This window comes from Oricola indica, assembly GCF_019966595.1.
Lineage (GTDB): Bacteria > Pseudomonadota > Alphaproteobacteria > Rhizobiales > Rhizobiaceae > Oricola > Oricola indica.
This window is the reverse complement of record NZ_JAINFJ010000002.1, coordinates 1-21229: the sequence shown is the minus strand read 5'-3', so window position 1 is coordinate 21229 and position 21229 is coordinate 1. Positions and strand designations below refer to the sequence as shown.

20 protein-coding genes are annotated in these 21229 nt (G+C 60.8%); 18 read left to right on the top strand and 2 right to left on the bottom strand.

Going from position 1 to position 21229, the window contains the following annotated elements; translation table 11 throughout:
- The 4 genes from LC343_RS05630 to LC343_RS05615 form a co-directional block, all read left to right on the top strand.
- The coding region (locus LC343_RS05630) for a beta strand repeat-containing protein (RefSeq protein ID WP_223476138.1) at positions 1–3375 on the top strand (3375 nt) is incomplete at its 5' end.
- 89 nt (positions 3376–3464) lie between these two features.
- Positions 3465–5231, top strand: a complete 1767-nt coding sequence (locus LC343_RS05625) for a ShlB/FhaC/HecB family hemolysin secretion/activation protein (RefSeq protein ID WP_223476137.1) — start codon at positions 3465–3467, stop codon at positions 5229–5231.
- A 114-nt stretch (positions 5232–5345) separates the two neighbouring features.
- The gene (locus LC343_RS05620) at positions 5346–5954 is read left to right on the top strand and encodes an invasion associated locus B family protein (RefSeq protein WP_223476136.1); all 609 of its coding nucleotides are present in this window, start codon (positions 5346–5348) and stop codon (positions 5952–5954) included.
- Entirely contained in the window at positions 5951–6559 is a 609-nt protein-coding gene (locus LC343_RS05615) for an invasion associated locus B family protein (RefSeq protein ID WP_223476135.1), read from the top strand. Before LC343_RS05620 ends, LC343_RS05615 begins: the two co-directional genes overlap by 4 nt.
- A 133-nt stretch (positions 6560–6692) precedes the next feature.
- On the opposite strand, the gene LC343_RS05610 is transcribed toward LC343_RS05615, so the two are convergent.
- Positions 6693–7748, bottom strand: coding sequence for a LacI family DNA-binding transcriptional regulator (locus LC343_RS05610; protein ID WP_223476134.1), 1056 nt, complete (start codon positions 7746–7748; stop codon positions 6693–6695).
- Positions 7749–7753: 5 nt separating this feature from the next.
- Positions 7754–8035: a muconolactone Delta-isomerase family protein gene (locus tag LC343_RS05605; RefSeq protein ID WP_223476133.1), complete on the bottom strand. Its 282-nt coding sequence runs from the start codon at positions 8033–8035 to the stop codon at positions 7754–7756.
- 84 nt (positions 8036–8119) lie between these two features.
- Between LC343_RS05605 and LC343_RS05600 the strand changes: the two genes are divergently transcribed.
- The 14 genes from LC343_RS05600 to LC343_RS05540 form a co-directional block, all read left to right on the top strand.
- The gene (locus LC343_RS05600) at positions 8120–8935 is read left to right on the top strand and encodes a Cof-type HAD-IIB family hydrolase (RefSeq protein WP_223476132.1); all 816 of its coding nucleotides are present in this window, start codon (positions 8120–8122) and stop codon (positions 8933–8935) included.
- 160 nt (positions 8936–9095) lie between these two features.
- Complete coding sequence (locus LC343_RS05595; RefSeq protein WP_223476131.1) at positions 9096–10307, top strand: CaiB/BaiF CoA transferase family protein; 1212 nt, start codon at positions 9096–9098, stop codon at positions 10305–10307.
- Positions 10307–11125, top strand: a complete 819-nt coding sequence (locus LC343_RS05590; protein WP_223476130.1) for a 3-ketoacyl-ACP reductase — start codon at positions 10307–10309, stop codon at positions 11123–11125. The genes LC343_RS05595 and LC343_RS05590 overlap by 1 nt, the downstream gene beginning before the upstream one ends.
- Positions 11112–12701: a sugar ABC transporter ATP-binding protein gene (locus LC343_RS05585; RefSeq protein ID WP_223476129.1), complete on the top strand. Its 1590-nt coding sequence runs from the start codon at positions 11112–11114 to the stop codon at positions 12699–12701. Before LC343_RS05590 ends, LC343_RS05585 begins: the two co-directional genes overlap by 14 nt.
- Positions 12702–12752: 51 nt before the next feature.
- The gene (locus LC343_RS05580; RefSeq protein WP_223476128.1) at positions 12753–13736 is read left to right on the top strand and encodes an ABC transporter permease; all 984 of its coding nucleotides are present in this window, start codon (positions 12753–12755) and stop codon (positions 13734–13736) included.
- 86 nt (positions 13737–13822) lie between these two features.
- Positions 13823–14620, top strand: a complete 798-nt coding sequence (locus LC343_RS05575; RefSeq protein WP_223476127.1) for a substrate-binding domain-containing protein — start codon at positions 13823–13825, stop codon at positions 14618–14620.
- Positions 14621–14626: 6 nt separating this feature from the next.
- Positions 14627–14755, top strand: coding sequence for a hypothetical protein (locus tag LC343_RS25115; RefSeq protein ID WP_274384733.1), 129 nt, complete (start codon positions 14627–14629; stop codon positions 14753–14755).
- Positions 14756–14819: 64 nt separating this feature from the next.
- Positions 14820–15779, top strand: a complete 960-nt coding sequence (locus tag LC343_RS05570; RefSeq protein ID WP_223476126.1) for a dihydrodipicolinate synthase family protein — start codon at positions 14820–14822, stop codon at positions 15777–15779.
- Positions 15780–15876: 97 nt separating this feature from the next.
- The gene (locus LC343_RS05565; protein WP_338018569.1) at positions 15877–16608 is read left to right on the top strand and encodes an enoyl-CoA hydratase-related protein; all 732 of its coding nucleotides are present in this window, start codon (positions 15877–15879) and stop codon (positions 16606–16608) included.
- A gap of 4 nt (positions 16609–16612) precedes the next feature.
- Positions 16613–18253, top strand: a complete 1641-nt coding sequence (locus tag LC343_RS05560) for a GMC family oxidoreductase (RefSeq protein WP_223476125.1) — start codon at positions 16613–16615, stop codon at positions 18251–18253.
- 31 nt (positions 18254–18284) lie between these two features.
- Complete coding sequence (locus LC343_RS05555) at positions 18285–19784, top strand: aldehyde dehydrogenase family protein (RefSeq protein ID WP_223476124.1); 1500 nt, start codon at positions 18285–18287, stop codon at positions 19782–19784.
- 207 nt (positions 19785–19991) lie between these two features.
- Positions 19992–20255, top strand: coding sequence for a hypothetical protein (locus LC343_RS05550; protein ID WP_223476123.1), 264 nt, complete (start codon positions 19992–19994; stop codon positions 20253–20255).
- Positions 20256–20260: 5 nt separating this feature from the next.
- Complete coding sequence (locus LC343_RS05545) at positions 20261–20548, top strand: DUF1488 family protein (RefSeq protein ID WP_223476717.1); 288 nt, start codon at positions 20261–20263, stop codon at positions 20546–20548.
- 390 nt (positions 20549–20938) lie between these two features.
- Positions 20939–21229 (top strand): transposase (locus LC343_RS05540; protein ID WP_223476122.1); only part of this gene is annotated, 291 nt, incomplete at its 3' end.

Genomic DNA, 21229 nt, shown 5'->3' with positions numbered 1-21229 from the left:
GGCGCAGTGACACTGATCGACCTTGCCACCGGCACGTTCCTCGGCACGGGTTTGGCGGCTGTTGGTTCGGTCTCGGCGTCCAATTCCATCACCGGCAGTACGACTTATGATTACGTCGGCAATTACGGTGTCGCCGTGCTCGGCGACAGCGGCGTCGCTTATATTCGCTCGCGAAACTGGGACAACACCGGTGCGGCGGATGCGGGCGCGGTGACGCTGATCGACCTTGCTGCGGGCACCTTCCTCGGCACGGGGACGACGGCCGTTGGTGCGGTCTCGGCTTCCAACTCCATCACCGGCAGTACGAATTATGATTACGTCGGCGATGGCGGCGTGAACCTGCTCGGCGACAGCGGCGTCGCTTACATTCACTCGCAAAACTGGGACAATACCGGTGCGACGAATGCCGGGGCGGTGACGCTGATCGACCTTTCCGCGGGCACGTTTCTCGGTACGGCCACGACGGCGGTCGGCGCGGTCTCGGCCACCAATTCCATCACCGGCAGTACGACTTATGATTACGTCGGCAATAACGGTGTCGCCGTGCTCGGCGACAGCCGCGTCGCCTCCATTCGCTCGCGATACTGGAACAACAACGGTGCGACGTATGCCGGGGCAGTGACGCTGATCGACCTTTCCGCCGGCACGTTCCTCGGTACGGGCACGACGGCCGTCGGTGTGGTCTCGGCCGCCAATTCAATCACCGGCAGTACGACTTTTGATCACGTCGGCGACGCCGCTGTCAGCCTGTTCGGCGACAGCGGCGTCGCTTCCATTCGCTCGCGAAACTGGAACAACACTGGTGCGACGGATGCGGGCGCGGTGACGCTGATCGATCTTTCCGCCGGCACGTTCCTGGGCACGGGCACGGCGGCTGTCGGCGCGGTCTCGGCCGCCAATTCCATTGTCGGCAGCACCACTTATGACAACGTCGGCATTGGCGGCGTGGGCCTGCTCGGCGACAGCGGCGTCGCCTATATTCGCTCGTATTCCTGGGACAATACCGGCGCTGCGGATGCGGGCGCGGTGACGCTGATCGACCTTGCCGCGGGCACTTTTCTCGGCACGGGCACGGCGGCTATCGGCGCGGTCTCGGCCTCCAATTCCATTGTCGGCAGCACCGCTAGTGACAGCGTCGGCAATGCCGGCGTGAGCCTGCTCGGCGACAGCGGTGTCGCCTCCATTCGCTCGTACTTCTGGAACAATACCGGCGCGACGGATGCTGGCGCTGTGACGCTGATCGACCTTGCCACCGGCACGTTTCTCGGCACGAGCGCAGCCGCAGTCGGTGCGGTCTCGGCCTCCAATTCCATTGCAGGAACGGTCGCCAATCAGCGCCTGGGATACAGGGTTGTCCAGTCGGAAACCGAAGGAATCCACTATTTCGGGGGTAACAGCACGAGTATCGTGCAGATCAACACCAACGGGTTGGAGAGCTTGCCCCACGGTTACATGGCAGGAGACACGATCGGTGTCAGCGCTTCGGCACTCGCCGATACGCTTTCTGCCGGTACGTCGATAACGCTTCAGGCCAACAGCGATATTACGGTGCTTTCAGATGTTCTGGTCAGCGCGGGAGGCGGAACTGCAGGCAGTCTTGTGCTGGAAGCAGGCCGCTCGATCACGATTGATGCCGCGATCTCGACCGATGGTGGCGATCTGACCATGCTGGCGAATGCCGGTACCGCGGCAGGTGTCGTTGACTCGGAGCGCGACCCCGGCGCCGCGACCCTGGACACCAGCTCCGGTACGATCGATCTTGGCGGCGGTTCGCTGATTGCCGGGGTCGCGAACGGGGCCGGCCAAACCAACAGCACGGCCGGTCAAATCACCCTCGGTAACATCCAGACGTCCGGAAGCGGCAGTCTCTCGGTGATCGGTGAGAGCGGTATTTACGTCGTGTCCGGCGCAGTGGTGAGTGGAGACGCGGGGATTTCGCTCGTGGCCGACGGCGGCGTCAACCTCGCCGGAACCGTCAGTTCGACAGGGATCGGCGACGCGATCGTGATTTCCGGCGCGAGCTTCGTCAATTCGGCCGGAACAAGCGCTCTCAACGCCGTCAACGGCCGCTGGCTGGTCTGGTCCGGCGACCCCTCCGCCGACACGCGCGGCGGCCTGGGCTATGACTTCAAGCAGTACGACGCCACCTACGGCGTGAGCAGTGTCCTCGGCACCGGCAACGGGTTCCTGTATTCGATCGCATCGGGCCTGACGGTCGGGCTCACCGGCACCGTATCCAAGACCTATGACGGCAACAGCGATGCGACCGTGGTCGCGGCCAATTTCACATTCACGTCGGGCGGTGCGATTGACGGCGACTTGCTTGTCGTCGCATCGACGTCGGCATCCTACGATGACGAGAATGCAGGCACGGGCAAGAGCGTAACCGCCAATGGCCTTTCGGTGACTGCAACTGACGGCAGCGCCACGATCTATGGCTACACACTCATCGCCTCATCAGCCTCAGGCAGTGTCGGCACCATCGATCCCGCGACGCTGACGGTGACGGCGGATGCGCTGTCGAAGACCTATGGCGATGCGGACCCGACGCTGACCTACCAGACGAGCGGCTGGCAGCTGAGCGACAGCGCCGCGCTTCTGACGGGCGTCCTGGTGCGGGCCTCGGGCGAGACTGTCGCGGACGGTCCCTATGCGATCGGGCAGGGCAGCCTCGATGCCGGCTCGAACTACACGATCGACTTCACGGGCGCCGACTTCACCATCGACCCCGCGACGCTGACGGTGACGGCGGATGCGTTGTCGAAGACCTATGGCGATGCGGACCCGACGCTGACCTACCAGACGAGCGGCTGGCAGCTGAGCGACAGCGACGCGCTTCTGACGGGCGTTCTGGTGCGGGCGTCGGGCGCGACTGTCGTGGACGGACCGTATGCGATCGGGCAGGGCACGCTGGATGCCGGGTCGAACTACACGATCGACTTCACGGGCGCCGACTTCACCATCGATCCTGCGACGCTGACGGTGACGGCGTTGGACTTTGGTAAGGACTTCGACGGCACGCCGTATACGGGTGGCAACGGCGTGTTCTACGCAGGCTTCGTGGCAAGTGAAGACGAGTCAGATCTCGCTGGAACGCTCGTCTACACAGGCACGTCACAGGGTGCCGTTGATCCGGGCTCCTACGTCATCACGCCGGGCGGACTGATGTCGGGCAACTATCTGATCAGCTTCGTCGATGGCGAACTGACCATCGAGAGTGAGCCGCAGACGTCGGAGACTGTTGTGCCTGTGCTGCCGGGTCCGATCCAGCTCTTCGAACCGGATGATCCTTACTGCACGGAAATCGTGGATCCGGAAGGTGGCCTGTGCGCGTTCCTGGTAGAAAATCTTCCTGATGTGGCGATGCTCCAATGAGTGATTCAATCAAGGCGAGACTTCTGGGGCGGTGGCTACAATTGGACGGCAGGGGGCCTTTTGTCGCCGGGGTTCCACGGAAGACATGGTTGCGTCTGACGGCTTGTCTGCTTTCGACCGGATTTGCCCTATCGACAACGGGCACCTCCGTTCTTGGTCAGGCGATTGAGACCAACCCGGCACAAATTCTCATCGGCGAGCAATCCGGAGCGCTGCCTGATCCGGATCTTTCCGTCAGTGGTGACGACATGCCGCTCGGTGTGGTGCTGCGGTCTATTGTCATTGTCGACAGCGCGCAGACGCCGGGACTGGTGAGATCCTCCGTCAGGGGTATCGATGTCAGCAAGGCAGCCGAGGAGCTCAAATCGCCACGGCTGACGATGCGTCTGACCGGTTTCCTCAACCGTCCGCTGTCGCGGAAACTGATATCGGAGATCACCGTCACGGTAACCCGCTACATGCGCGATATCGGCCGTCCCCTTGTCGCGGTCACCGTACCGCCACAAGAGGTGACGGATGGTTCGCTTCAGATCAGTGTCCGCGAATACGTACTCGCCGAAAAGCGGGCCGAAGGCAATGAACGCACCTCTGACAGCTATATCCTCGGCACGGTGCGGGCACAACGAGGCGAGCCGGTCGACAGCGAGCAGCTGCTCGACGATATCAATTGGCTCAACCAGAACCCGTTTCGCAACTCTGTCGTCGTCTTCGAGCCGGGCGCGAAGCCTGGAACGACCGATCTGGCCATCCGCACCACAGAGGGCAAACCATGGCGCGTCTATACGGGCGCCAGCTACTACGGTGTTCCCGAGGGAGACGACACGCGTCTTTTCGCGGGCATCAATTTTGCCAATCCGTTCCTGCCCGAGCACCAGATTGGTTATCAGTTGACCGTCAGTCCCGATGCTTTCGCGTCCGGTAACCTGTTCGAGCTCGGACAAGACCTTGGTTATGTGTCTCACGCGGGCAGCTACTTTGCGCCCATCGATTACGGCAACGGTGTTCGCCACAAGCTGCGGATTGATGCATCCTATGTTCAATCCGGCGACGAACTGACAGTTCCGTTCACCCAGTCGAGCGATACGCTGAGCGTGTACGGAGACTATGCGACGCCACTTTCCGCGATCGATGGGGTCGAAGCTGAGACCTATGGCGGCGTGGACTTCAAGCAGCAGAAGTCGAATGTCTTCTTCGGCGGCGTACTCTCGACCTCCACGACCCTGAACATCCTGCAGGTTGTTGGCGGCATCCGCGGATCCTACGGTGAACAGTCGCCGACCGGCGGCGTGCGCAACAGCTTCGATCTGCGCCTAGTCTACAGCCCGGGTGACCTGCTTGCCAACAATGACGATGCCGCGTTTGTCGCGGCCAGCGGCGATCCCGATGCGCGCGCGAGCTATGTTTATGCCTATGGTGAGATCACTCACACGACCGCACTGTCATCCGCTCTCGTCGCACGTACGAAAGCGGCGGTTCAGGGGTCTCCCCAAATCCTGCCGGGCGTCGAGCAGATCGCCTTGGGCGGGAAGAACTCGGTTCGCGGTTACGCCACGAATGAGCTGACAGGCGAGGTCGGTGCCTTTGCCCAGAACGAGCTTCGTTGGATCTCCCTGGATCTGTCCGGCGATAGCGCCGGCCGGTTCGCGGCGCAGCCCTTCAGTTTCCTGGATATTGGCTCTGCCTACGACATTGGAAATGATACAACGCAGAACCTTCTCAGTGCGGGCCTGGGTATCGATCTCGCAGCTGGCCGTAACTTGACCGCATCGGTCGCGGGAGCTGTTTCTCTGGTCGCCGGCCCAAAGACCAGGGCCTACGCACCAAGCGTCTATGCCGACGTTACCGCGAGCTTCTGATGCGGGACCCGTGGTGTCTTGAGCTGTTAACTTTACATCAGGATTGATGTTTCTCGAATAACTGAAACTCATTACTTTGTTAAGTGAACGTTAACCATCTTTGTGGGGGTTGCTTTGTCCATTACTGCAAGAACAGGCTGGAATTCCAAAAACCATTTGCTTGCTGCCGTCCTCTTGGCGTTCGGGATCTCGTCGGTCGATAGCGTCAAGGCCCAGCAACCGACTGCCACAACTGCGACCTATGGCGATTGGGTCGTCCGCTGCCGCGCCAATCCTCCAGCGGGTGGAAGCGAAGCGTCGCAAACCGGATCGGATAAGATCTGCGAAATGGCGACTGTCATCAACGTCGTGAGGCAAGGCCAAGGACAGCAGGCGCTGGCGCAAATCGCCATCGGCGCTACACCTACGGGGAGCGAAAATGCCGCTGGAACGACGATGGTCATCCAGCTGCCGATTGGCGTGAGCCTCCGTGAAGATGCCAAGGTCATTGTCGATCCAAACCCGCAGGGCGATGGGGGCGCCGCAGTGATCGCGGCCAATTACTTCCGCTGCATTGGCCAGGCGTGCCTTGCGGAAGCATCTTTGCCGGATGAGGATCTGCAATCGCTGAGATCCGCGGAGACCGCGCAATTGCAGTTCGTCGATGGCGCCGATCGTCGCGTTCGTGTGGCCATGTCGCTGAACGGTTTCGGCGATGCCGCGAGCGCAACACTGAAACCGTGAAAGAACTGGCGAGGCGGCTGATATTAGCGGTCGCGGTCGCGGTCGCCATTCCGTCCGCTGATGCACAGCCGTTGCTGATCGAACGCACTGCCAGGCCGGCGAACGATCCCGCTGGTGCGTTTGATGAGACCAGGCAGATTGTCGATCGATTTCGGGACTGGCAGGTGCTGTGCCCGCTCATCGTTACGGACGATAGGTTGAGCTGCGAAATCGCGCCTATGGCGATCGCGCCGAAGTCTGACAGCAGCGACCTGGCGGCTAGTGCAGGCATGGAAATGGATGGCCGCCTTGTCACCGTGCCGGGGGAGCGCGCGCCTTCGCTGATCGTCGTGATCTCCACCCCGCTCGGTTGGCTGCTGCCAAAGGGCTTGAAGCTCCAAATTGACGGCGGGGCGCCATTCAGCCTCGCATTTCGATCCTGTCATGCCGATGGTGTCCGGCAGGGATGTCTCGTCCCGTTTCGCCCGTCGGGTGCCATCAGGCGGCAGCTCATAAACGGACTCGACCTGACGATTAAAGCCTATGCGCTGGACGGTAGCGAAAGGGAATGGACCGTGTCTCTTCGCGGCTTCACCCGAGCCTTGCAGGCTCTGGAGAACGGTTAGGCGGCCGAGCCGCACAACCGCTGGTCCGCGAGCAGATTCCTCAGCTTGGTATTCTAGCCTTCCGGTAATACGGGCCGCCCCGCTGCCCCCGCGCTTGCGAGCCGGATCGGCCGCCTTCGCGCCCGACACGTGCTCACGCCGGCGCCGGTCCGGTGCTTTCACGCACGATGAGCCTTGTCTGCAGTTCGTGAACGTCATGGCCGCTCTTTTCGGACAGCGTCTTGCTTAACATGCGCGCGGCGTGCTCGCCCATTTGCTTTGCGGGCACGTGCACGGTCGTCAGGGATGGATCGACAAGTTCGGCAATTTCCAGGTCGTCGAAGCCGACGATCGAGACGTCACCGGGAATCCGGATGCCGTGAGAATTGCAGTATTTGACCGCCCCGGCGGCGAGAATGTCGCTGCCGCAGAACACGGCGGTTGGCCGCGGATATGTCTGCATCAGCGATTGCATCGCATGAATCCCGTTTTCGATCTTGTATGGCGCCTCGATCACGAACACGTCCTGGGCAGAAAGCCCCGATGCTTCCAGCCCTTCCAGGAAACCGTCCCTTCTGAGCCGGGCGCGATCATTTCCCTTGGTTACGCCAGCGATCATGGCGATGCGTTCGTGGTTCAGGTCGCGCAGATAGTTCGCGATCATGCGTCCGGCGGCCGAATTGTCGAAACCCACCGCCGCATCGCCTCCGTCGACCACGCAGGTGTAGGTGTAGATCTGCCTCACGCCGGCATCGCGGAGATAACGCGTTGTGTCCGGATCGTGCTCGGTCCCGACAAGCACGATCGATTCCACGCCGCGTCCCACCAGAATCCGCGCCTGGGTCTTTTCGCGTTCGAGGTCGTATTCCGATGTATTGATGATCAGCGACATGCCGAGTGCGGAAAGCTGCTCCTGCAGCCCATCGACCATCTTCGCGTAAATCGCATGGTCGAGCGTCGGTATGATCGCGCCGACCAGCCGGGTGCTTTGCGAGCGCAGCGCGCGCGCAGAGCTATTGGGAACGTAACCGAGTTGGGTGGCGGCGGCGAGAACGCGCTCGCGCTCGGCCTTCCCGACCTTGTTGTTGCCATTGAGAACGCGCGAGGCCGTGGCAACCGAACATCCGGCACGCAATGCGACGTCTCGAAGCCGTACGACCCCGGCGGGCGATCTCGTGGAGCCGTCGGACGAGGTTTCCTCCGAAGACATGCGGCCTATGTCCCGAAACCGGAATAGGGCTTCAGTCCGATGACATCGATCTCCAGCATGCCGGCGCGATAGAACGGGAGAGTCTCGAGCTTTTCGCGCACCTCGCTCTCGCTGGCGGCCTCGACGATCTGGCAGACCCCCGAATTATCCGCCCGATGCCATATCTGCCGGGTAAATCCGTCACCATAGAACTCTCGTGCTTTCGCCACCTCGTCATCGAACAGTTCCGAAAACGCGTCCTGCGGAAACGACTCCAGCTTGCGGCGCGACATCACCAGAAATTGCATGAACGATCCCTCCGTTGGGCAGATCATAGGTTGCATGTTGACGGTGCACAAGAACTTTGAGAAAACGATTTCACAAGAAAGAGCATGCTTATGAGCTTTGCCTGGATGGTCGCGCTCGACGTCGACCGGACAATTCTCACCAATGATTATCGCGTTCTGCCGGAGGTTCGCGCGCGTGTCGCGGAGACCCGCGCGGCCGGTGTCGCGGTGGTGCTGTGCACCGCGCGTTCGCCGCAGTCCGTCGCCTTTATTCTCGAAGAGCTTGGTTCGGTGGATGCCGCGATCTGTTACGGAGGGGTGGCGACCTGGTATCGGCCCGGCGTCGGGTGCGCCTTGCCGGCGCTTGACAGTCCTGTCCCTCCGGCTCTCTGTCGTGAGGTGATACTGGCCTGCCGCGAACGCAATGTGGCACTGGCCGCCTACACGACCGATGCTGTTTATACGGACCGGACGGACCCGCTGCTGGACCGGGAATTCGCTCTCACCGGTGTCGAGGGGCGCGTGGCGGATCTGACGTCGCTGGATGCGCCTTTTGCGAAACTCCTGGCGATCTCGGCTGTCGAGCGGGTCGCGGAATTGTCGCATCTCAAGAGCCGATTTGCGGAACGTCTCGCCTGCCATTTTTCGCTTGCGAACTATCTGGAAATCACGCATCCCGATGTCTCCAAGGGCCGGGCGCTGGAGCGGCTCGGCACGTCCTGGGCGGTACCCCGGGACAGGTTGATCGCGATCGGTGATTCCGAGAATGATCTTCCGATGTTTGCCATTGCCGGACTTTCGATCGCGATGGGAAACGCCTCGCCAACCGTGAAGGCCGCCGCGAACAGGATCACCGCGAGCAATGAGGACGGCGGCGTCGCGATGGCCTTGGCGGAGTGCGCGGATGAATTCGATTGGTAGCGATCGATAAGCAGTCTCTGGAACCGATTTCAGAAGATAGATAGACTTAAGTTACTGATAAAACGCAATAAAAAAATTCTTATTGACGTGTTTCAGGCAATTTGAGAAAACGTTTTCTCAAGCCGACGGAAGCTCGGCACGACAGGGAGGAGCGGGTTTGTTGCTCAACGGAATCAGGGTTGTCAGTTTCTGCCACTTCCTTCAGGGACCGGCTGCCGCCCAGTATCTGGCCGACATGGGTGCCGATGTGATCAAGGTCGAGCCGGTGGCTGGCGCGCATGAGCGGCACTGGTCCGGGGCCAATGTTTTCGTCGAGGGCGTAAGCGGATTTTATCTCTGCGCCAACCGAAACAAGCGATCGATCGGGTTGGACCTCAAGTCGGAAGGCGGCAAGGAAATCGCCCGTCGACTTGTCGCAAGCGCGGATGTCGTCATGGAAAATTTCCGACCGGGGGTTTTCGAGCGGCTCGGCTTCGGCGAGGAGGATCTGAAGAAGATCAATCCAAACGTCATCTTCGCATCGGCAAGCGGATTTGGGTCGAGCGGCCCGATGGCGGGAAGGCCCGGTCAGGACATTCTGATCCAGGCGGCCTCGGGCCTTATCAGCGCGACGGGAGCGCCCTCGCGTGGCGCGACCGCGGTCGGCGCGGCGGTCTGCGACCAGCATGGCGGTGCCCTCATGGCCATGGGTATTCTCGGCGCGCTTCTTCGGCGAGAGCGCGAAGGCAAGACGACGCGCGTTGAATCCAGCCTGTTGAATTCCGGCCTCGACCTCCAGACGGAGCCTCTCGTGAACTATTTCGCAGGCCAGGTGCCGCAGGATCGCTTCGAGCGCGACGAGAGCCTGGCGACCTGGTTTCATGAGGCGCCCTATGGCGTTTACCCGGCGAAAGACGGGGATATGGTGATTTCGCTGTGTTCCGACGAAGCCCTGGCGGAAGCGCTGGATTCCGATGCGCTCCGCGATCTCGTGGGCAAGGACCGCTACGATCATCGTGATGCCTGGGCCGCTGCCGTGCGGGAGACGACGCAATCGATGACGATCGCGCAGCTGTCGCAGCGATTTGCCGATCACGGTGTCTGGTATTCGCCGGTTCAAACCTATGACGATCTCGCGGATGATCCGCAGATCGAGCATTGTGAAATTTTCCGCGAGATCGAGGTCCGTGGTCACACGGTGAAGCTCGTCAATCATCCCAACCGCTACGATGGGCAGGTTCCTGAACTCAAGGTCCTGGCGTTGGAGATTGGCGAGCACTCGCGCGAGATCATGAACGAACTCGGCTACTCCTCCGATGACATGGAGCGGATGCTCGCGGCCGGCGCAATCGTCGAGCCTGCAAGTCATGGCGAGCGGAAGAAGGCGGTCTGATGTTGCTGGATACGACCAAGGAGACAGCAAGGGTTGAAGGCGCCGGGCCGGCACTGGGCGTGGCGCTGGTGACGGGCGGACGAAGGGGCATCGGGCGCGCGATCTGCGTGGAATTGGCGCGTCGTGGTTATGACATCGCCTTTCTTGATCTCGCCTATGACGTTGATGCGCGTCGCACCGAGAAGCTCGTTGCCGAAATCGGTCGGCGCGTCGAATTCGAGAAAGCCGACATCGCCAACACCCGCGACATGCAGACCATGCTGGACCGGTTCGTCGAAAAGCTCGGCCCGGTCGATTGCCTCGTGAACAATGCAGGCGTGCAGGTTTCGGTCAGGGGCGATCTGCTCAATGTGGACGAAGCCGAATTCGATCGCCTGGTCGGTATCAATCTTCGCGGCACGTTTTTCCTCACCCAGGCTGTTGCAAGGCATATGCTCGAGACGGATCGGCAGGATTGTCAGCGTTCAATCATCACAATCACATCGGCGAATGCCGGTCTGGTTTCGCCTGAAAAGGGCGCCTATTGCATCTCGAAGGCAGGCCTTTCGATGGCGATGCAGGCCTACGCTCTGCGTCTGGCAGAGGCGGGTATCCGCGTTCACGAAATCCGTCCCGGCCTCATCGAGACCGAGATGACAGCCGAGGTGAACGAGAAATACTCCCCGAGGATCAGCGACGGCAGCATATGCGCCTTGAGGCGCTGGGGTCGTCCCGACGATATCGCGCTCAGCATTGCATCGCTCGCGACCGGTGCGATCCCCTACAGCACCGGCGACATTTTCCACATAGGCGGAGGAATGCAAATTGCCCGTCTCTGACGCTTTCGACAGCTCTTTCGAGAAATCGATTTCACAAGAAGATCGCACGGCTGCGGACGGTGTCGGCGGGGAGGCGAACGGCATGAATTCGTCTTCCGATCTGCTGGAGATGAAAGAAATCGAGAAGTCGTTTCCCGGCGTGAAAGCGCTGCAGGGGGTCAGCTTCAAGGTGCGGCGCGGCGAAGTCCACGGCCTTGTCGGAGAAAACGGCGCCGGCAAATCGACTCTGATGAAAATCCTCTCGGGTGCCTATCAGGCGGATGGCGGAGAGATTTGGCTCGAGGGCGAGCGGATCGAAGCGCCTTCGCCATCCGACATGATCAATCGCGGCGTGGCTGTGATCTATCAGGAATTCGCGCAGGCCGAGCATCTTTCGGTCGCCGAGAATCTGTTCATGAACCGCATGCCGCGCACCGCGCTCGGCCGCATCGATTGGCGGAGATTGCGCAGCGATGCGACGAAGGCGATGGAGCGGCTCGGCTTCCAGATCGATCCCGACCTGCCGATCAATCGCCTCAGTGTGGCGCAGCGCCAACTGGTGGAGATTGCGCGGGCCATTTCGCGCGAAGCCAAGCTTATCGTGCTCGACGAACCGTCCGCCGTGCTCGGCGACAGCGAACTCCACACGCTCTTCGCCATCATTCACCGGCTCCGGCAGGAAGGCGTTGCTTTCATCTACATCTCCCATCGGCTGAAGGAGGTGTTCGAGCTTTGCCAGTCTGCGACGGTTCTTCGCGATGGAAAGTGGATCGCGACACGGGCGGTGGAGGACTGGACGACCGACACGCTCATCGGATCGATGGTGGGGCGCTCGATTTCCGACTATTTTCCGCCGCGAAATCCCTCGCCGGGTGAGGAAGTGCTGCATGTCGAGGGACTGACCCGCGAAGGCATCATCCGAGACATTTCCTTTACCCTGCGCAAGGGAGAGATCCTGGGCATTTGCGGGCTTGCGGGCGCCGGGCGCTCCGAAGTGCTCCGCGCAATCATGGGCGCCGATGAGCTCGATAGCGGCAGCGTCAGGGTGCATGGCAAGACGACCCGGATTTCAAGCCCGCGCGATGCGATCGGCCTGCATATCGGGTTCGCTCCCGAAGACCGGAAGACGGAAGGGCTCTTCCTGGGGCAATCCGTGCGCTTCAACGTCACGATTTCCAGGCTCAAGCGGTTTCTCTCCTTTGGGCGGCTGAAACTTGCCGAGGAGCGCAAAGCCGTCGAGCAGCATGTTCAGCGTTTGCGCGTCAAGACGCCCCACATCGCAACACCCGTCGGCAATCTGTCGGGTGGAAACCAGCAGAAATGCGTCATTGCCAAGCAATTGAACGCCGAATGCGACGTCTTGCTGATCGATGAGCCGACCCGTGGTGTCGATGTCGGCGCACGGCGCGAAATCTATGAACTGATGATCGAACTCGTCGAGACCCGCGGCATGGCCGTTCTGATGGTTTCGTCCGAACTGCCCGAGATCATTGGCATGTGCGACCGGATTCTGGTGATGCGCGAAGGCGAGATCACCGCCGAGCTGCCGCGCAACGCAAGCGAAGAAGAAATCATGAATTACGCGACGTTCCACTGAGACCGCGCGACCGCATCCGATGCGGAACGACCTGACTGAAGGAGTAGCCGGATGGCTTCGATAGAAACAAGCGACACGAAGAGCGGACGCCGCGCCGGCCTACGTCTTCCGAAGGCGGCGGGACTTGTCTGGGTTCTCGTCGGGCTTTGTGTGGTGGCGGCATTTCTCTCGCCGGCCTTTCTCAATCCGATCAACCTGACGAACGTCCTGCGCCAGGTCGCGCTGTTCGGCATCGTCAGCGTCGGCATGACCTTTGTCATTCTGACGAAAGGGATCGATCTCTCGGTTGGCTCCATCCTCGGTGTGTGTGCGGTCACGGCGGCCCTGCTTATCGGGCTCGATCTGCCGATTTTCATCGTCTTTGTCCTGACATTGGTCGCCGGCACGCTCATGGGCGCGATCAACGGAATAGGCGTCGCCTTCGGGCGTGTGCCGGCCTTCATCATGACGCTCGGAATGATGGTGATGGGCCGTGGCCTCGCTTTGACGCTCGCCAATGGCCAGCCGATCAGCCTCGGCAGCCGCACGAAGGACTTCATGTGGCTCGGACGCGGTGACTTTGCCGGTTTGCCGGTCCCGGTCTGGGTCTTCATCGCCATATCCGCAATCGCCATCTACGTCCTGCGATACACGCCCTATGGCCGGCAGATTTACGCGGTCGGATCGAACGCCGAAGCCGCGCGGCTGTCGGGTATCAATGTCCGGTTCGTGACGTTCAGCGTCTATGTCGTCAGCGGCTTTCTCGCGAGCCTGACCGCTCTCATCTTCGTCTCGCGACTGACAGTCGGCGAGCCCACAGCGGGCGAAGGTATCGAGCTTGAGGCGATTGCCATCGCCGTTATCGGCGGCACGAGCCTCTTCGGCGGCGAGGGTGGCGTTGTCGGCACCATTATCGGCGCAGCCATCCTGGCCGTGCTTGCCAACATCATGAACCTGGTCGGCGTTTCTCCCTTCACGCAGCAGATCGTCAAGGGCGCGATCATCGTCATCGCTGTCCTCTACGAAATGTGGAGCAAGCGTCGCTCCAAGACTTGAAAGCAGTTTGCGCTCTCGACCGGATCGATCGTCCGGCGAAGCGAAACGAGACTACCACGACCCAATATCCAAAAGAGGAGGTATCCATGGATAAGAGAAGTTTTCTGAAAGGTGCAATCGTCGGCGGCGCCGCGCTGTTGATGGCGAATACGGCTCTCGCACAGGACAAGATTGTCATCGGGTTCAGCCAGGGGACGATGAACCACCCGTGGCGCGTCGCAATGGTCGAGGGCAACCAGAAATACGCGGAAGAAAACCTGCCGAATGTCGAGCTTATCGTCACCGATGGGCAAAACTCCTCGGAGAAGCAGGTCACCGACGTCGAGACGCTTCTCGCCCGGGGCATCGACGTGCTGATGATCAGCCCGCTGACATCCGATGCGCTCACCCCCGTGGTTCTGGACGCGATGGACGCCGGTATCCCGGTCGTCACCATGGACCGCAAGGTCAATGTCCCGGTTACGGTCCATGTTGGTGCCGAGAACCGCCCGATCGGTGAATCGGCCGGCGAGTTCATCTCCGAGAAACTCGGCGGCAAGGGCGCGGTGATCGAAATCCAGGGCACGGCCGGCGCGTCGGCCACAGTTGATCGTCATGACGGTTTCATGGATGCGATCAAGGGCAGCGATCTTGAGGTCGTGGCGTCCCAGCACGCGGATTATCTTCGCGAGAACGCGCTGAAGTTCATGGAAGATCAGCTTCAGCGGTTCGGTCCCGGCGAAATCCATGCCGTATACGCCCACAATGACGAGATGGCTCTGGGTGCCGTGCAGGCCCTGGAGGCGGCGGATCGCCTCGATGAGGTCGTCGTCGTCGGAATCGATGGCCAGAATTCGGCTTTCGAGGCCATCAAGGAAGGCCGGCTCGATGCCTCCTTCGTTTAGCCCTATGTGGCTCCTGAAGGCGTCCAGATCGCCTACAAGATCGCCACGGGTGAAGAGATGCCGGAGGAAGTCGTCCTCGAAGGCAAGAAGGTCGATGCGACCAACATCGACGAGATGCTCGGCAAGGGCTTCTAAGCAAACCTGAATAAGCACCGCCCCTCGCGGGCGGTGCCCTCCCAACGATCAACTGGAGCATGTCATGAGTGCAGATGCCTTCGAACCGCGCGGTGTAATTCCCGCGTGCCTGATGCCTTTCGATGCCGACCTGGCGGTCGACGAAAACAGCTTTCGGTCGCATCTGGAAGACATCGCTTCGGTCGATGACATCGCCGGTATTGCGATAAACGGGCACGCTGCGGAAGTGCATGCCCTGACGATTGCCGAGCAGGAACGTGCGGTCGTCGTTTCCAAGGACGTTCTGGGGAACCATGTTCCGGTCATTGCGGGCGTTTACACCGAATCCAGTATCGAGGCCGGCCGGATGGCCGCCTACGCACAGAAGGAAGGCGCCGACGGCCTTCTTGTCTTCCCTCCGGCTTTCATGACGCTTGGCGGCCATATGCGCCCGGAGATGATCATCGAGCACGTCAAGCGCATCACCGACAATTCGGACTTGCCCATCATTCTCTTCCAGTTCCCGTATGCGTCCAACCTCTCCTATCCTCTCTCGACCCTGTTGGAGCTGTGTGAGCGGTTCCCCACCATCCGCGCGGTGAAGGATCAGATCGGTGACGGCAACATGCACGAACGGCAGATCCGCGAGTTGCATGCCCTCGACAAGCCGGTGAACGTTTTGACAACCCACAGCGCCTGGCTGCTCGGTTCGCTTGCGCTCGGGTGCGACGGTCTTCTTTCCGGAGCGGGCAGCGTGATAGCGGACCTTCAGGTCGCCCTTTTCAAGGCGGTCAAGAACGATGACCTCGCAACGGCCCGTGCCATCAATGACCGGATCTATCCGACCGTTCGCGCATTCTACGATCAACCGTTGCTGGACATGCATAACAGGATGAAGGAAGCGCTGGTCATTCTCGGAAAGGCGAAAGAGGCTCACGTGCGTCCGCCCCTGATGAAACCGTCCGCCTCCGAAATCGAGAAGATCAGGCAATGCATGATCGATGCGGGCCTGACGCCGGAAAACGTCTATCGTAACGCAGCCTGACCACCCAACGGCCCCGATGGCAATGTCAACAAATCGCGACTCCCCGAAGACCTCAGATGTCCAACTCGTTCTCGCCAGCCGGCCCGCGGATGGGGTCGTGTTGCTGACGTTGAACCGTCCCGACAAGCTGAACGCGCTCTCGAAGGCGCTTCTTGGCGAACTGGAAGCGCATCTCGCCGAGGCCGAAGCGGATCCCGGAACGGGCTGCGTCGTGCTCACGGGTGCCGGCCGTGCCTTTGCCGCGGGTGCCGACATATCGGATATGCTGGAGCGCGGTGTGGACAGCTATGCTGATCCCGAGCGGCTTTCCCGCTGGGCCAGGATCGAGGGGTTTCGTAAGCCGCTCATCGCCGCCATCAACGGATATGCGCTCGGCGGCGGGCTGGAACTGGCCCTTCTGTGCGATATCCTTCTGGCGTCCGACACTGCGAAACTCGGAACGCCGGAGATCAAGATCGGGTCGTTTCCGGGGGATGGCGGTACGCAACGTCTGCCGCGTCTCGTCGGCAACTCCTTTGCCATGCAGATGGTCCTCACGGGCGAGCCGATCACGGCGGAACTGGCGGAGCGAAAAGGCCTGATTTCCGAGGTCTTGCCGGCAGACCGTCTGCTCGAAAGGGCACTGGAGATCGCCGGTCAGATCGCGCAGCGATCGGTTGCGATCACGCCCTATGCCAAGACGGCGGTACGCGCCGCTGCGGAATTGCCCCTCGCCGAAGGCCTCTTGCGTGAGCGCGAATTGACGATCGAGGCGTTCGAAACCCACGACCGGGTGGAAGGCCTTCGGGCCTTTGCCGAAAAACGGCCGGCCAAATTCAAGGGGAAATAGCAAAATGGCGCGCGATGACTGGCATTTCATAGTGATCGGAGCCGGGTCGGCGGGGTGTGCATTGGCAAATCGCCTGTCGGAGGATCCGGGCACCCGGGTGCTGTTGCTGGAGGCCGGCAGCCGGGACTGGAATCCGATGATTCACATGCCGGGCGGCCTCGGGAAACTGTTCGGCCCCGGCGTGAACTGGCGTTTCTTCACGCAGCCGCAAAAGCATCTCGACAACCGCCGGATCTGGTATCCGCAGGGAAAGACGCTCGGCGGCTCGAGCTCGATCAATGCGATGATCTACATCCGTTGTCAGGCCGAGGACTACGACAATTGGGCGGCGCTGGGGAACACCGGCTGGTCCTATGAAGAGGTGTTGCCTTACTTCCGTCGCGCGGAAGACAACAACCGGCTGGCCGACCGGTATCACGGTGACGGTGGACCGCTTTGGGTCTCGGATCAGGTTGGCCCGCACCCGATAACCCGCGCTTTCGTCAAGGCGGCGCAGCAGTGGGGGCTTCCCTACAATCCGGATTTCAACGGCGAAACCATGTATGGCGCCGGGCTTTATCAGGTAACTTGTCGCGACGGTCGCCGCCGCTCGGCGGCGGTTTCCTATCTGAACCCGATCCGCGATCGCAAGAACCTGAAAATCGAAACCGGCGCCAGGGTGACACGGCTCGTGTTGGAGAACGGCCGCGCCATCGGTGTCGAACTCGCCGACGCGAACGGCTCCAGTCGCATTGAGAAAGCAGCCGGGGAGGTGATCGTATCCTCCGGCGCCATCAACTCGCCGCGGTTGCTGATGCTCTCGGGAATTGGCGACGCGGATGAGTTGAGAGCGATAGGGATCGATCCGGTTCATGATCTGCCGGGGGTCGGAAAGAACCTCCATGACCATATCTGCACCAACGTTCACGTGCAGACGAAGGAGCGCATAACCTACGACGGACAGGATCGCTTTCCGCGTTCGATCCTGCATGGCCTGCAATGGCTGCTCTACCGGACCGGGCCCGTTTCCTCGGTCATCGTCGAGGGAGGCGGCTTCTTCCAGACCGAAGGCGAACCAACCCCCAATCTCCAGATTCACATTGCGCCGGCGACGGTCGTTCGCGGTGGTCAGACGCGTATTGCGGGACACGGATTCACCGTAAACTCGACGTCGCTGCGTCCGCGAGCGCGCGGAAGCATTCGATTGGCATCGGCGAATCCGGCCGATGAACCCCTGATCGATCCGAACTATCTGGGCGATCCCTATGATCGCGAAATGGCGCTTCGCTCAGTTCGCATCATTCGCGAACTGCTCCGGCAGCCGGCAATCGCGCCCTATGTGGCGCATGAGCGCCTGCCGGGCGACGGCAAGGAAAGCGACGACGAATTGATGGCCTATATCAGGCAGTATGCGTGTTGCGACTATCATCCCGTCGGCACATGCAAAATGGGAACCGCATCCGATGAAACTGCGGTTGTCGATCCGGAATTGAAGGTCCACGGGCTTGAGGGACTTCGGGTCATCGACAGTTCCATCATGCCGGTTCTGACCAGTGGCAACACCAATGCGCCCACGATCATGATTGGCGAGAAGGGGGCGGATATGATCCTCGGCCGCAGTCTGGCCCAGGGGTTGGAGAGCCCTCGAATGGCGCAGGCCGTCTGATCGAACACCGAAAGCGAAAGAGACAAATACAATGGACCAACTGAAAAACCATTCGACGCTGCCTGGCTCCGTTCGTCCGCTCGGCTTCTATGTAAACGGCAGTATGCGCGACGCTGGCGATCGCGAGACGCTCGTCCGCGAGGCGCCGGGCTATCTGGTTCCGGTTTCGGAAGTCACGCTGTGCACGACGTCGGATGTCGATGATGCCGTTGCCGCGGCGCGCGGCGCCTTCGAAAGCGGTGCATGGTCGCGCTGCGACGCCGCCGTGCGGGCAACCGCGCTGCTTCGCGTTGCAGCAGGAATACGCGAGCGTCTGGACGAAATCGCCTACTGGGAAACGCTGGAAACCGGGAAGCCCATAACCCAGGCGCGTGCCGAAATCGGCGATGCGGCCGGCCACTACGAATACTGCGCCGGTGCGGCACGGATGCTGCATGGCGAGACTTACAACAATCAGGGCGACCAGATGTTCGGTGTCGTCACGCGCCAGCCGACCGGGGTTGTCGGGCTCATAACCCCATGGAACTTCCCCTTCATCGTGTTGGCGGAGCGCCTGCCTTACATACTCGCTTCGGGAAACTCCGTCGTCGTCAAACCGTCGGAGATGACATCCACCACCACGCTTGTTCTGGCGGAAATCCTGGCGGAGGCCGGCATTCCCGACGGGGTCTATAACGTCGTGACCGGTCTTGGCCCGGTCGTTGGTCAGGCCATGTCGGTCCACCCGGACATCGATATCATCTCATTCACCGGATCGACGGCGACGGGTGCCGCGGTTTTGCAGGCGACGACGTCGAACTTCAAGAAGGCGAGCCTCGAGCTCGGCGGCAAGAACCCGCAGATCGTTTTCGCCGATGCGGACCTTGACGCGGCCGCCGATGGCGTTGCCTTCGGTCTTTGCTTCAATGCCGGCCAGTGCTGTGTCAGCGGCAGCAGGCTGATCGTCGAGGACGCGATCGCCGAGCGGTTCACCGAAATGGTGAAAGAGAAGCTTGCCCGCGTGAAGATAGGGGAATGCCTGGACCCGGACACGCAACTCGGCGCCATCGTCAGCAAACAGCACCATGAAAAGATCCTTTCATATCTCGAACTCGGGACGAAGGAGGGCGCGGCGGTGGCGTTGGGTGGTGGAGAATGCGAGGGCCTGTCCGGGCGTTACATCGCGCCGACCGTCCTGACGGATGTCCAGCCGAATATGCGCATCGCCCAGGAAGAGATTTTCGGACCGGTCCTGACGGTCACCACCTTCGGCGACGCGGAAGAGGCGCTGAAGATCGCCAATGATTGTCAGTACGGTCTCGCCGCGAGCATATGGACCAAGGACATCGACAAGGCGTTGACCCTGATGCGCGGCGTTCATGCGGGCAGGACATGGGTCAACACGACAATCGCCGGTGGACCGGGCCAGCCCATGGGCGGCTTCAAGCAGTCGGGTATCGGCAGAGAGGGCGGCATGCTCGGCATCGAAGAATACACCGAAGTGAAGTCGGCCCATATCGCGATCGGGCAGCGTACCAACTGGATAGCTTGACGGCATCAGACCGTGCTGACGGATTTGACCGAACTGAATCCGGCGACCGAGGAAGCGAAGTTCCGCCGGGCTGAGATGTGACGAGCCAAGCGCCGTGCCTTGTGCGGCAAGCCCGCCATTCCTATATGAAGGCATAGGTGACTTCTGAAAAGGGCGTCACCTAATGAGCGACTTAGCTTCGCTCGCCCCAAACGGAAGGAGGACGCTATGTCTTCCGTTTTCCTGACTTCTTCCGAAATGAACATGATAGGCGTCCTTCTTGTCGAGGCGCGCAGAAAATATCCGGAACGAAGCCTGGCGTTCTTTTCAGAACCGGCGCGGCTTCTCGTCAAGAACTTTCAAGCCGGTGTGACCTGCGAAGGTGAATTACGCCGCATCCTTGAGGTTTGGCTATGTGTGGCCATCGTCCCGGATCGATTCATTGATCGTTGGGACGATGAGGGCGGGGCACCGTCGCGGATGGCCGCGTGAAGGGCATGCAGATGAGAAATGCTGTGAAACTGTCATTCCCCAACCAGAGCCGAAGTTATGATGACGTGCGGCGCCAGGTCCGCTTTCTGGGCCATGTAGGCATGGAATCTATTCCGTTTCGAATTGATGCCGACGCGTTGATCGGCAGTATTGCCGGCGAGACCATGCCGGTAGAAACGGCGTGTCTCACGGCCTTCGACGCAAGGCGGTCAACGATCGAACGGGCTGCCGGGCGCGTGTATTCCGATGCCCGCAAGTCGGTTTACATCCTCACTGCAAGAGACCTGCAGTAAGCATCGGCTTTCCTGAGAGCAGTTGGAAATATGTTCTGCGTTGCATGGGTTGCCAGACTGTGCCGCTTGGACGTTCGGCCGAATATTATCCTGCAAAAAAGGATGGAGATCCGTATGAGAACTATTAGAGAACTAATTCCGCATCGATTTTACCTCGTCGATTATCCGGCTCTGTTCGTATCGATCGGGGTTACGTTGCTCGTCGCTTTCGTCGTCTACGCCACGCTATTCGGAAGCGTCTGGTAGAACCTGCCCGCCGACAATCGCAACAGCGCCGTCTCGGCTTTCCGGACGGTCAGTTGCCGGCCTGCGGCAAACGCGCGCCACGTGGGCAATTTGGGGCCGCGTATTCTCTCGCCCCGTTCGTGAGGTGCTTGTCGGAAGAAGCCGGTGTTGAGCAGACAAGGGCGGTTTCGTCGCGTCTGGGCACGAGCAAGATCTTTCCGTTTCGCTATTTCAAGACGCCGCCCAAAGTTATCCGCCTGCCTTTGGCGGACTGTCGATAATGGAGGTGAGGTATTTGATGCTGTTGTCACCAAGCGCCGAGATGCTGAAGCGGCATTGAAATTGCTGCGAAAACGGCTGAAGTGCAAACGGGTTTGTGGATCAGTCTTCCAGTTCGTCCCAGGCGACGGTCGTCTGCGTCTGTTCGCCGAGGCCCTCGATGCCGAGACGGATGGT

Bases quoted from the DNA above. Each gene is read 5' to 3' on its own strand.
- LC343_RS05550 (WP_223476123.1), top strand. From the start codon at position 19,992: ATGTCTTCCGTTTTCCTGACTTCTTCCGAAATGAACATGATAGGCGTC.
- LC343_RS05570 (WP_223476126.1), top strand. From the start codon at position 14,820: ATGAGTGCAGATGCCTTCGAACCGCGCGGTGTAATTCCCGCGTGCCTG.
- LC343_RS05555 (WP_223476124.1), top strand. From the start codon at position 18,285: ATGGACCAACTGAAAAACCATTCGACGCTGCCTGGCTCCGTTCGTCCG.
- LC343_RS05590 (WP_223476130.1), top strand. From the start codon at position 10,307: ATGTTGCTGGATACGACCAAGGAGACAGCAAGGGTTGAAGGCGCCGGG.
- LC343_RS05580 (WP_223476128.1), top strand. From the start codon at position 12,753: ATGGCTTCGATAGAAACAAGCGACACGAAGAGCGGACGCCGCGCCGGC.
- LC343_RS05610 (WP_223476134.1), bottom strand. From the start codon at position 7,748: ATGTCTTCGGAGGAAACCTCGTCCGACGGCTCCACGAGATCGCCCGCC.
- LC343_RS05575 (WP_223476127.1), top strand. From the start codon at position 13,823: ATGGATAAGAGAAGTTTTCTGAAAGGTGCAATCGTCGGCGGCGCCGCG.
- LC343_RS05545 (WP_223476717.1), top strand. From the start codon at position 20,261: ATGCAGATGAGAAATGCTGTGAAACTGTCATTCCCCAACCAGAGCCGA.
- LC343_RS05560 (WP_223476125.1), top strand. From the start codon at position 16,613: ATGGCGCGCGATGACTGGCATTTCATAGTGATCGGAGCCGGGTCGGCG.
- LC343_RS05605 (WP_223476133.1), bottom strand. From the start codon at position 8,035: ATGCAATTTCTGGTGATGTCGCGCCGCAAGCTGGAGTCGTTTCCGCAG.
- LC343_RS05600 (WP_223476132.1), top strand. From the start codon at position 8,120: ATGCTTATGAGCTTTGCCTGGATGGTCGCGCTCGACGTCGACCGGACA.